At 73.0% G+C, this 10,266-nt stretch carries 11 protein-coding genes; 5 read left to right on the top strand and 6 right to left on the bottom strand.

The genetic code is table 11. The annotated features are described in order from the left end of the window. Positions 1 to 90: 90 nt before the first annotated feature. On the top strand, positions 91 to 1,143 hold the full coding sequence (locus ACJ73U_RS24065) for a magnesium and cobalt transport protein CorA (protein WP_407779955.1): 1,053 nt from the start codon (positions 91 to 93) through the stop codon (positions 1,141 to 1,143). Here the strand turns inward: ACJ73U_RS24065 and ACJ73U_RS24060 are convergent. After that, positions 1,121 to 1,414 (bottom strand): hypothetical protein, encoded by a 294-nt coding sequence (locus ACJ73U_RS24060; RefSeq protein ID WP_407779954.1) that lies wholly within the window; start codon positions 1,412 to 1,414, stop codon positions 1,121 to 1,123. The genes ACJ73U_RS24065 and ACJ73U_RS24060 overlap by 23 nt on opposite strands. A 178-nt stretch (positions 1,415 to 1,592) precedes the next feature. Between ACJ73U_RS24060 and ACJ73U_RS24055 the strand changes: the two genes are divergently transcribed. Next, the gene (locus tag ACJ73U_RS24055) at positions 1,593 to 2,507 is read left to right on the top strand and encodes a ribonuclease Z (RefSeq protein ID WP_407779953.1); all 915 of its coding nucleotides are present in this window, start codon (positions 1,593 to 1,595) and stop codon (positions 2,505 to 2,507) included. A 32-nt stretch (positions 2,508 to 2,539) separates the two neighbouring features. On the opposite strand, the gene ACJ73U_RS24050 is transcribed toward ACJ73U_RS24055, so the two are convergent. Then, on the bottom strand, positions 2,540 to 3,100 hold the full coding sequence (locus ACJ73U_RS24050) for a carboxymuconolactone decarboxylase family protein (protein ID WP_407779952.1): 561 nt from the start codon (positions 3,098 to 3,100) through the stop codon (positions 2,540 to 2,542). 61 nt (positions 3,101 to 3,161) lie between these two features. Then, positions 3,162 to 4,724, bottom strand: coding sequence for an amidase (locus ACJ73U_RS24045; RefSeq protein ID WP_407779956.1), 1,563 nt, complete (start codon positions 4,722 to 4,724; stop codon positions 3,162 to 3,164). A gap of 89 nt (positions 4,725 to 4,813) precedes the next feature. Here ACJ73U_RS24045 and ACJ73U_RS24040 point away from each other — a divergent pair, with 89 nt between their 5' ends. Beyond that, positions 4,814 to 5,215, top strand: a complete 402-nt coding sequence (locus ACJ73U_RS24040; protein ID WP_407779951.1) for a PASTA domain-containing protein — start codon at positions 4,814 to 4,816, stop codon at positions 5,213 to 5,215. Between the two features lie 27 nt (positions 5,216 to 5,242). On the opposite strand, the gene ACJ73U_RS24035 is transcribed toward ACJ73U_RS24040, so the two are convergent. Beyond that, positions 5,243 to 6,745, bottom strand: a complete 1,503-nt coding sequence (locus ACJ73U_RS24035; RefSeq protein WP_407779950.1) for an FAD-dependent monooxygenase — start codon at positions 6,743 to 6,745, stop codon at positions 5,243 to 5,245. A gap of 81 nt (positions 6,746 to 6,826) precedes the next feature. On the opposite strand from ACJ73U_RS24035, the gene ACJ73U_RS24030 reads away from it, so the two are divergent. Next, the gene (locus ACJ73U_RS24030) at positions 6,827 to 7,504 is read left to right on the top strand and encodes a TetR/AcrR family transcriptional regulator C-terminal domain-containing protein (RefSeq protein ID WP_407779949.1); all 678 of its coding nucleotides are present in this window, start codon (positions 6,827 to 6,829) and stop codon (positions 7,502 to 7,504) included. A 49-nt stretch (positions 7,505 to 7,553) separates the two neighbouring features. Here ACJ73U_RS24030 and ACJ73U_RS24025 read toward each other — a convergent pair whose 3' ends face one another. Together ACJ73U_RS24025 and ACJ73U_RS24020 are read right to left on the bottom strand one after the other, a co-directional pair. Beyond that, the gene (locus ACJ73U_RS24025; protein ID WP_407779948.1) at positions 7,554 to 8,348 is read right to left on the bottom strand and encodes an NAD-dependent epimerase/dehydratase family protein; all 795 of its coding nucleotides are present in this window, start codon (positions 8,346 to 8,348) and stop codon (positions 7,554 to 7,556) included. A 9-nt stretch (positions 8,349 to 8,357) separates the two neighbouring features. Further along, positions 8,358 to 9,431 (bottom strand): methyltransferase domain-containing protein, encoded by a 1,074-nt coding sequence (locus ACJ73U_RS24020; protein ID WP_407779947.1) that lies wholly within the window; start codon positions 9,429 to 9,431, stop codon positions 8,358 to 8,360. Positions 9,432 to 9,542: 111 nt separating this feature from the next. On the opposite strand from ACJ73U_RS24020, the gene ACJ73U_RS24015 reads away from it, so the two are divergent. Beyond that, the coding region (locus ACJ73U_RS24015) for an alpha/beta fold hydrolase (RefSeq protein ID WP_407779946.1) at positions 9,543 to 10,266 on the top strand (724 nt) is incomplete at its 3' end.

Raw genomic sequence — 10,266 nt, 5'->3', positions numbered from 1 at the left:
CGTCGAAGTCGGTGGTGATCTCCGCCGACTGCCCGGTGAGTTCGGCGATGACTTCAGCGACGCGCCGCTTGAGCGGCCTGGGAGGCGGGCATGGGCGACGAGCCGTCGCGGGAAGCACCGGAGCGGTCGATGCGGCGGTTCGCGCAACGGCGACCCGGGCCGGCGCCCGCCGAGGCCAGCGTGGTCAACAGCGTGGTCTACCGGGACGGGCGGGCGGTCAGTGAGCCGGCGACGCTGGCCGAGGCGGTCGAGGACCTTGGCGAGGCCGGGTCCATGGCCTGGATCGGGCTCTACCGGCCGCCGGAGGACCAGCTGCTCGCCGTGGCCGAACGGTTCGGCCTGCACCAGCTGGCCGTGGAGGACGCCATCGTCGCGCACCAGCGGCCCAAGCTGGAGCGTTACGGCGACACCCTGTTCGCGGTGCTCCGGCCCGCCCGGTATCTCGACGAGACCGAGCAGGTCGACTTCGGCGAGCTGCACGTGTTCGTCGGCCCCCGCTTCGTGATCACCGTGCGGCACAGCGAGACCCCCGACCTCGCCGCGGTCCGCACCCGCATGGAGGGCGAGCCCGATCTGCTGAGCCGCGGGCCGGAGGCGGTGCTCTACGCGGTCCTGGACGCCGTGGTCGACGAGTACGCACCCGTCGTCGCCGGGCTGCGGACCGACGTCGACGAGATCGAGGACCAGGTGTTCAGCGGCGATCCCCAGGTGTCGCGCCGCATCTACCAGCTCTCCCGCGAGGTCATCGACTTCCAGCGCGCCACCGCGCCGCTGCTCGACATGCTCTCCGCCCTGGAGGCCGACCTCGGCGCCGACGACGAGGAACTGCGCCGCTCCCTGCGTGACGTCACCGACCACGCCACGACCGTGGTCGAACGCGCCGACGACTTCCGGCAGCTGCTCACCAACGTGCTGACCGTCAACGGCACACTGGTCTCGCAGGCCCAGAACGAGGAGATCAAGAAGATCTCGGCCTGGGCCGCGATCCTGTTCGCACCAACGCTCATCGGCACCGTCTACGGCATGAACTTCGTGCACATGCCCGAGCTGCGGTGGCTGACGGGCTATCCGTTCGCCATCACCCTGATGCTCCTGACCTGCGCCAGCCTCTACGTCGTGTTCAAGAAGCGTCGTTGGTTGTGACCGCCAGCCGGCGGCGGGCGCGCCGCGCGCCGAGTGCGCCGCCCGAGGCCAGGAGCACCAGGAAGACGCTGTCGACGGCCAGGCCGACGAACACCAGGAGGCCGCACGCGACCAGCACGGCTGACCACGCCAGGCGGGAGGCCTGGGCGTCCGCCGAACCCGCGTCGAGGGTGTCCGGCCCTTCGTCCGCCAGTTCCCGCCAGATCTCGCGGAACTGGGAGCGTTCCTCGCCGGTGAGCATGAACCGGTCGTCCGGGTGTTCCTGTCGCATCTTGCCGCTCCTGGACGTCGACGCCGTTCGCCTGGGTGGCGTGTGACCGCGGCGAGAGCCGCGGTACCAGACGCGTACCCCCGCGAGCGCTTGGTCAACCTCGGTCGAGGGGCTCGAAAACGGGGAGGAGAAGACTTGTGGGTCGGCGTGCCGGCTGATCGGCTTCTAGACTCGCCGCGTGTCGACACGTGAGCTGGTCGTGCTGGGAACCGCGAGCCAGGCGCCGACGCGCGAGCGCAACCACAACGGCTACCTGCTTCGCTGGGACGGCACCGGGTTCCTCTTCGACCCCGGCGAGGGCACGCAGCGGCAGATGCTGCTCGCCGGGGTGAGCGCGCACGACGTGCACCACCTCTGCGTCACCCACTTCCACGGCGACCACTGCCTCGGCGTGCCGGGGATCGTGCAGCGGCTGTCGCTGGACCGGGTCGAACACGACGTGTACGCCCACTACCCCGCCTCCGGGGCGGAGTTCTTCGAGCGCCTGCGGTACGCCGCGTCGTTCCACGAGGTGGCCAAGCTGCGTGAGGTGCCGGTCGAGCGGGACGGCGTGGTGGCCACCGGCTCGTTCGGCACGCTGGAGGCACGCCGGCTCGACCACCGCGTCGAGACGTTCGGGTACCGGCTGGTCGAGCCGGACGGCCGGCGCATGCTGCCCGCCGCACTGTCCGAACTGGACATCAGCGGCCCGGATGTCGGTGTGCTGCGACGGGAGGGCGTGCTGCGCCACCGCGGCCGGCTGGTGCGGCTCGAGGAGGTGAGCGCACCGCGGCGCGGCCAGCGGTTCGCGTTCGTCATGGACACCCGGCTGTGCGCGGGGGTGTACGCGCTGGCCGAGGGCGCCGACGTGCTGGTCATCGAGTCGACGTTCCTCGACGCGGACGCCCACCTCGCCCACGACTACGCCCACCTCACGGCCGGGCAGGCGGCGGCGGTGGCGCGGGAGTGCGGCGTGCGCCTGCTGGTGCTGACCCACTTCTCGGGCCGATACCCGGATCCGCGCCCCTTCCACGAGGAGGCGGCGCGGGTCTTCGACGGCGAGATCGTGGTGGCGCGGGACGTGACCCGGATCCCCGTGCCGTCCCGGCGGTAGCCCAGAAGGCCGCCGCCGGTCCCTGGTTACCGTCAGGCGGCCCAGTCGGGTGGGGGGTAGCCGTCCTCGAGCTGGACGCCGAGCGAGTTCAGCACGCCGGCGAGCATGACGTACAGGCCCGCCAGCAGGCAGATCTCGATGACCTGCTCGGTCGGGTACCGGCCGGCCAGGTCCCGCCAGGTCGGGTCGCTCAGCCGGTGGTCGGCCACCAGCTCGTCCGCCGCCCGCAGCAGCACCGCACGCACCGGGTCCACGGCACCGACCGTGTCGACGCGGTCGGTGGCGAGGGCGGCGAGATCGTCCTCGGTGAGGCCCGCCGTCCGGCCGATCGCCTCGTGGTGGGACCAGATGTAGGCGGCCCGGCAGCGCCACGCGACCCGCAGGATGACCAGCTCCCGCAGCCGGGGCACCAGGGTCGACTTCTCGAGCAGCCGCTGGCCGAAGGGCAGGAGGTCGGCGAAGACGTCCGTGCTGCGCACCAGGGTGGTGTACACCGCGAACTCCGCCCCCGCCCGCGCGACGAGCGCCGCCTGGCGCTCGTCGCGCTCGTCGGGTGCCAGCGGTGACACCCGCGGTTGGTCCGTGCTCGGCATCGCTCCTCCAGCTGATCAGGTCGCTGGACCCAGTAAACCGAAGACGCGCGCCCGGCGGGGGTCAGCCGATCGTCGGGACGAACGCCGGCGGGTGGTAGGCGGGGTGGGCCCGCTCGAAGGCCGCGGCCAGTGCGAGGACCTTCGCGTCCGACCAGCGTTCCGCGAAGAAGGAGATGCCGATCGGCAGCGGGCCGGCGTACCCGGCGGGCACCGACACGTTCGGGTAACCCGCCACGGCCGCCGGGGTCGACGAGCCCAGCACGAACGCGTCGCCGGTGGCGTAGTCGGTCTTCCAGGCCGGGCTGTTGGTCGGGGCCATGATCGCGTCGAGGTGGTTGCTCGTCAGGGTCTCGTCGATCGAGGCGCGGGCGGAGTCGGTCGCGCTCCGGCGGTGCGCCAGGTAGACCGGGTCGGTCGGCGCCGGCGCGGCCTGCGCCTGCTCGAACAGCTCCTGGCCGAACTTCGACAGCTCGACCGGGTCCGCCTGGTCGAACGCGATCAGGTCCGCCAGCGTGTCCGGTGCCCCGGGGCGGTTCCCGAGGTAGGCGTCGAGGTCCCGGCGGAACTCGGTCAGCAGCGCGGGGAACTCGTTGGTGTTGACCACGTCCTGGTAGGGCAGGTCCACGTCCACCACCGTCGCGCCGCGGGCCCGCAGCACGGCCACCGAGTCGTCGACCACGCGGTCGACGTCGGCGTCCAGACCGGACAGTCGCCACACGCCGATCCGCTTGCCGCGCAACGCGTCCGGCCGCAGCAGCGCGGCGTAGTCACGCGGCTGGTCGGCGGGGACGGCCAGTGTCGCGGCGTCAGCGGGATCGCGTCCCTGCAGCACCGACAGCGTGAGCGCGGCGTCCACCACGTGCCGCGCCATGGGGCCCGCGGTGTCCTGCTCCGCCGAGATCGGCACCACGCCCGTCCGGCTGACCAACCCGAGCGTCGGCTTGTGCCCCACGATGTCGTTGGCCCCGGCCGGGCACACGATCGAGCCGTCGGTCTCCGTGCCGATCGCCACCTGCGCCAGCGTGGCGGCGACCGCGGCGCCGGACCCCGCCGACGAACCGCAGGGGTTGCGGTCGAGCACGTACGGGTTGTTCGTCTGGCCGCCGACGCCCGACCAGCCGGACGTCGAGTGCGTGGACCGGAAGTTCGCCCACTCCGACAGGTTGGTCTTGCCCAGGATCACCGCGCCGGCGTGGCGGAGCAGGGCCACCAGGTGGGCGTCCGCGGCCGGGCGGGTGCCGGTGAGCGCCCGTGACCCCGCGGTGGTCGGCTCGTCCCGGGTGTCGACGTTGTCCTTCAGCAGCACGGGAATGCCGTCCAGTGGGCCGAGCGCGTGCCCGGCGCGCCTGCGGACGTCGCTCGCCGCGGCCTCGGACAGCGCACGCCGGTTGACCGCGAGCACGGAGTGGATCTTCCCGTCCAGCGCCGTGATCCGGTGCAGGTACGCGGTGGTCAGACCGACCGAGGTGAGGTGGCCGCGCGCCATCCGCTGCTGGAGCTCGGGGATGGTGGCGGCGTTGAGATCGAATCCCAGGTGCCCGTCGGCCCGGTCCTCGTTGGCACGCGCCGTGGCGGGCAGCAAGGCGAGCACGGCGAGGACGAGCAGGGTGACCGGCAGTCGCATCGCACGCATGACAGCAATGCCACTCCACCAACCGTGGTCAAGTCCAGCCCTGACGGCCATGTTTCTCGGGCAGCGGGCAGTATCGTGTCGTGAGCGCGCTGTCACGGGAGGTAGCTGTGCGGACCATCGCCACGATCGCGTCCATCGGCGCCTGTGCCGTCGCCGTCCTGGCCGCCGGCGGCTGCGACGGCCTCCGGTCGCCGGACCGGACCTCGCCGACGGCGACCTCGACGGCCGCGTCGTCGGGCCGGCGGTGGGTGATGCCGGACCTCGTCGGCGCCGGCCTGCAGGACGCGCAGGACCGCATCCAGGCGCTGACGTCGAACGTCGTCTTCTTCACCGACTCCCACGACCTCAGCGGCCGGGGCCGACACCAGGCGGTCGACGAGAACTGGAAGGTCTGCACGCAGAACATCGCCCCGGGCGCGACCGTGAGTCCCACCTCGAAGATCGACTTCGGTGTCGTCAAGCTCGACGAGACCTGCCCCTGACGGCGGACGAACCCGCGGTGTGGTCGGCTAGCACCCGGCCGCCGCGAGAGCTTCCGGCAGACCGGCCGCGTCCACGCCCTTGGTGGCCCACGCGACGTACCCGTCCGGCCGGACCAACAGCGCCGCCAACTCCTCGTCACCCGGGCAGCGCGCGCCGACCACCCGCACCGCGCGGCCGTCGGCGGCGGCGCGGAACTCCGCGGAGCCGACCAGGTCCAGCAGTACCGCCTGGCCGTCGCGCAGCAGCACCGGCAGCGGGTCGGCGCCGGCCAGCTCCAGCGGCGGCACGAACCGGCCGACCAGGGGATGGGTGGCGTCCGGCGCGTAGTCGATGTCGGTTCCGTTCGCCATCGCGGTGAAGTGGTGCCTGGCCGCGGGGATGGTCAGGGTCTCCCCCAGCACCTCGCGCAGCGCGGCGACCTGTGCGCCGGGACGCATCAGCGCGACCTGGGCGCGGGTGTTGCGCAGTACGCGCTCTCCCACGGGATGCCGCTCGGCGGTGTAGGTGTCCAGCAGCGACTCCGGCGCGCGGCCGCGGACCACCCGACCCAGCTTCCAGCCGAGGTTCATCGCGTCCTGCAGGCCGAGGTTCAGGCCCTGACCGCCGATCGGCGAGTGCACGTGGGCGGCGTCGCCGGCCAGGAGCACGCGGCCCTGCCGGTAGGTGGCCGCCTGCCGGGTGTTGTCGCTGTACCGGATGCCCGCCACCAGCCTGGTGAGCGTCACGTCGACCCCGCTGACCCGGCGGATGCTCGCCTGCATCTCCTCGGCCGTGACGGGGACGTCCCGCTCGTCGGGGCCGCCGTCGAACTCGATGGTGGCGATCTCCCCGGGTACCAGCGACAGGTTCAGCAGGCCGCGCGGACCGTGCAGCGACGGGGTGAGGGCGTCCGCGTCCGCGAGCTCAGCCACGGCGGTGCGGCCGGTCATCGTCGCGGGCGTGCCCGGGAAGTCGATCCCGGCGTGCTTGCGCACGGTGCTGCGGCCGCCGTCGCACCCCACCAGGTAGGCCGCCCGCACCGACCGGCCGTCGGCCAGCACGGCCCGCACCGCCGAGTCCTCGGCCACGACGTCGACGACCGGGCAGCCGGACCGGATCGGCACGCCCAGCCCGGTCGCCCAGTCGGCCAGGATCTGCTCCAACTGGTGCTGCTTGACCAGGAAGTGCTCGACGACGCCGGACGGGTCGGCCTGCTCCTCGACCAGCGGCAGCCCGGCGAAGTGTCCGCGTGCCCGGTTCTCGGTCAGCAACCGCAACAGCCCGCGGACCTGGTCGGCGCCCTCGTCCCCCCGGCCGGCGGCGAGGCGGTCGAACAGCACCTCCTCCGCGCTGGCCAGCGGCTCGGACAGCCCCCGCAGGCGCAAGGTCTGGGGGGTGCGGCTGTTGATGCCGCGCAGGCCCAGACCGCGGCTCTGCCGAAGGGCTCCGTCGGCCGCCTCCAGCACGAGCGGGTCCGCCCCGGCCAGCCGAAGCTCGCCGGCCAGCAGCAACCCGGTCGGTCCCCCACCCACGACGACGACGTCGGTCACGACACACCTCCTACTTACGGCGTAAATTTACGGCGTAAATATGATATGTACGGTGTAAGTCTGTCAAGCGAGGGTGTCGAGATGGTGCGCAGAGAGCCCCTGAACCGGGAGCGGATCCTGGCCGCCGCGCTGGCGCTGGCCAGCGAGGAGGGCCTCGCCGGCCTGTCGATGCGCAGGCTGGCCAAGGTGCTCGGCGTCGAGGCGATGGCGCTGTACAACCACGTCGCGAACAAGTCCGACATCCTCGACGGCATCGCGGACCTGGTGTACGCCGAGATCGAACGCCCCGACCCGGGGCTGCCCTGGGCCGAGCGGGTGCGGGCGACGGCCGTGAGCACCTACCGCGTGCTCCGCCACCACCCGGTCGTGCCGCTGGCACTCGCCACCGACCAGGCCAACCCGGTCTCAGTGCGTGCGCTGCAACCGTTCGACGACGTCATCGGCGCCCTCACCGAAGCCGGCTTCGACGACGACGGGGTGCGCCAGGCCCTGGGCGCGCTGAACAGCCTCATCTTCGGCACCCTGCTGCTGACCACGGCCGGCTTCGCCCGGGCACAGAGCAGCCACGCCGAGCAGCAACAGATGGACGTCTACATCCGCCAGGTCAACCCGGCGACCCTCCCCCACTTCGCCCGCGCCCTACCCACCCTGGCGAGCGGCGACCCGGAGGAGGACTTCGAACGGGCACTGGACCTGCTGATGACCGGCCTCGTGGCAGCGGCCCGTCCGGCCGCGGGTGCACCTCGGTCCCGGCCGTGACGGACCCGGCCCGCGGCCTCGGCGGCGGGTACGGTCGCGGCGACCCGGATCAGGGGTGGATCGACTCCCGCGGCTCGAAGCCGAGCAGTTCCCGGGCGCGGGTGGTGTCGATCAGCGGTTCCGTGCCGGCGAAGGACCGGCGGCAGGGGACGTCCGGGGCGTAGGTGTCCACAAGGGACTGGGTGGGCACCGCGAGGAGCGTGTCGGCCGCGGCCAACCCGACCACGTGTGCACCGGTCACCGGGGCCACCAGCGCGGCGTGCACCGCCCGGGCGGCGTCGTCCACGGTCAGGTACGACCAGCCGGTGCGCATCGCGCCGGCCGGGTCCTTCGCCACCTCCGCCGCGATCTCCAGCAGCTCGGCGCGAGGTTTGACCAGCGGGAAGCGCAACGCCACCACGTCGAGGCCCCACGCGCGGGCGGCCATCGCCGCGGCGTGCTCGTCGACCTGCTTGGACAGTGAGTACGCGTCGGCGATGTCGATGGGCAGGTCCTCGTCGAGCGGGAAGTACGCGGGCAGCGGTCCGTGGGGGTTCATGGGGATGCCGGACGCGTTCACGCTGCTCGCCAGCACGACCCGGCGGGCACCGTGCTCGGCGGCCGCCGCGAGGACGGTGAAGGTGGCGACCACGTTGTTGGTGAACACCGCACGCGGGGTGCCGAGGGACGGGTGGGCCAGCGCGGCCAGGTGCACCACGGCAGCACAGCCCTCGACCGCGGCGCCGACGCCCCGCTCATCGGTCGCGTCGCCCGGCAGCTCGGTCACCGCCACACCGCGGGCCGCCAGGTCGCGCATCACCGCGCCGCCGATGGTGCCGGCCGCGCCGGTCACCAGAACCCTCATCGTCACCGCCTACGCGTCCTGGGACCGTGACACGAGCAGGTACCGCTCGTCGGTGATGGGCCCGCCCCACAGCCGCGGGTCGTCGAGGGCCCGCACGACCACCTCGCCGTCGTGGGCCGCCACCAGCTCGCGGCAGCGGTCGGCGGTCAGCCCGGCCCCGGTGAACCAGTGGCCCTCGACGAGCACGAGCCGCCCGTTCGGCCGCAACAGCCGGATCCAGCGCGCGACCACCGCCTGCGGGTCGGGCAGCGCCCACAGCACGTGCCGGGCGAACACCACGTCGAACGCGGCCGGTTCCAGCGGCGGGCTCGCGGCGTCCCCCTGCCGGATCCGCGCCGTCACGCCGGCCGCGGCGACCTTCGCCGTCGCGGCGGCCACCATGGCGCCGGACAGGTCCACGCCGTTCAGTTCGTAGCCCTCGCCCGCCAGCAGGGCCGTGACGCTGCCCGTGCCGCAGCCGAGGTCCGCGATCCGCGCCGGCGCGGGTGGCAGCGCCGAGAGCAGCAGCTCCCGCCAGCGGGCCCGGACCGCGGGGTCGCGCAGGCCGTGGTCGGGTGCCTCGTCGAACGACGGGGCCTGCGCGTCCCAGTACCGCTCCGCGTCGACCGTCACCGGCGCAGCGTAGTCGACGGGGACTCGCCGAAGCGGGCTCGGTAGGCGGCGGCGAACCGGCCGGTGTGGGTGAAACCGCAGCGCAGTGCCGCGCTGCCGCAGCCCGGGTGCCCACCGCATGGTGAGGTCCTCGTGGAAGCAGAACACCGCGCCACGGCCCGGGTTCGCGACGTCGGCGTGCCCGCCGTCGTCGATGTGCATGGTGTCGGAGACGAAGTTGACGGTCACCAGGCCGATCGGCGGCGCGCAGCCGATCTCCACGGCCGGGCCGTAGGTCGACGACATCAGGCCGAGACCGTTCATCGCGCGGTGCCGGACGCGCGCCCGGAACGGGATCTCCCGGTCCAGCACGGTCATCCGGTGCGCACAACCGAGGAACGCCTGCGTCCGAACCCTTGCCTCGTAGGGGTCCTCGGTGTTGATCGACGCGGGATGGGGAACGTCTTCCGTCAGCACTGACGGCGCGGCCATGCCTACGAGGATCATGGCGGCACAACGGCAAGTCAACCCGGGTGCGGGAACCGGCCCAGCCCTGCGGGAAGTGGCTCGCCGCCCGTCCGGCACCCGCCTAGCGTCGGGTGGATGGCGCACACCGAGGAGTACCTGGACTTTCCCGGCGGGCGCGTGCACCTGCTCCGGGGTGGCGACGGTCCCCCGCTGCTGTTCCTGCACGCGGCGGGCGGCGCCGGGGAGTGGCACGAGTTCCACGAGCTGCTCGCCCGGGACTTCACCGTGTTCGCACCGGACCACCCCGGTTTCGGCGGGTCCGACCAGCTCGCCGACGCCGAGGGCGTCGACGACCTCGTGTTCCACTACCTCGACGTCATCGCGCGGCTCGGGCTGTCCCGGCCGCACGTGGTCGGCGCGTCGTTCGGCGGGTGGGTCGCCGCGGAGCTGGCCGTCGCCGCCCCGCACGTCGTCGGGTCGCTGGTGCTGCTCTCCCCGGCCGGGCTGCGGCTGCCCGCGCACCCGATCGCGGACCTGTTCCTGATGACACCGCCACAGTTGGCCGCCGCGCTGTTCCACGATCCCGTGCAGGCCGCGGCCTTCCTCCCGCCCGACCCGACCGTCGACGACGTGCTGGCCGCCTACCGGGACATGACCGCACTCGCCCGGTACGCGTGGGTGCCGTTCCTGGCCAACCCGAAGCTCGAGCGGCGGCTGCCCCGCATCACCGCGCCGACCCGGGTGGTGTGGCCCGACCACGACCGGATCGTCCCCATCGCGCACGGACACCGCTACGCCGAGCTGATCCCCGGCGCCGAGCTGACCGTGGTCGACGACTGCGGCCACGCCATGTACTTCG

The sequence above is a fragment of the Actinophytocola sp. genome, assembly GCF_045807065.1.
In the GTDB taxonomy this organism is placed as follows: Bacteria; Actinomycetota; Actinomycetes; order Mycobacteriales; family Pseudonocardiaceae; genus Actinophytocola.
Note: the sequence above shows the minus strand (reverse complement) of the source record. Positions and strands in the feature narration are given on the sequence as shown.

Bases quoted from the DNA above. Each gene is read 5' to 3' on its own strand.
- ACJ73U_RS24045 (WP_407779956.1), bottom strand. From the start codon at position 4,724: ATGCGACTGCCGGTCACCCTGCTCGTCCTCGCCGTGCTCGCCTTGCTG.
- ACJ73U_RS24065 (WP_407779955.1), top strand. From the start codon at position 91: ATGGGCGACGAGCCGTCGCGGGAAGCACCGGAGCGGTCGATGCGGCGG.
- ACJ73U_RS24025 (WP_407779948.1), bottom strand. From the start codon at position 8,348: ATGAGGGTTCTGGTGACCGGCGCGGCCGGCACCATCGGCGGCGCGGTG.
- ACJ73U_RS24060 (WP_407779954.1), bottom strand. From the start codon at position 1,414: ATGCGACAGGAACACCCGGACGACCGGTTCATGCTCACCGGCGAGGAA.
- ACJ73U_RS24030 (WP_407779949.1), top strand. From the start codon at position 6,827: ATGGTGCGCAGAGAGCCCCTGAACCGGGAGCGGATCCTGGCCGCCGCG.
- ACJ73U_RS24020 (WP_407779947.1), bottom strand. From the start codon at position 9,431: ATGGCCGCGCCGTCAGTGCTGACGGAAGACGTTCCCCATCCCGCGTCG.
- ACJ73U_RS24050 (WP_407779952.1), bottom strand. From the start codon at position 3,100: ATGCCGAGCACGGACCAACCGCGGGTGTCACCGCTGGCACCCGACGAG.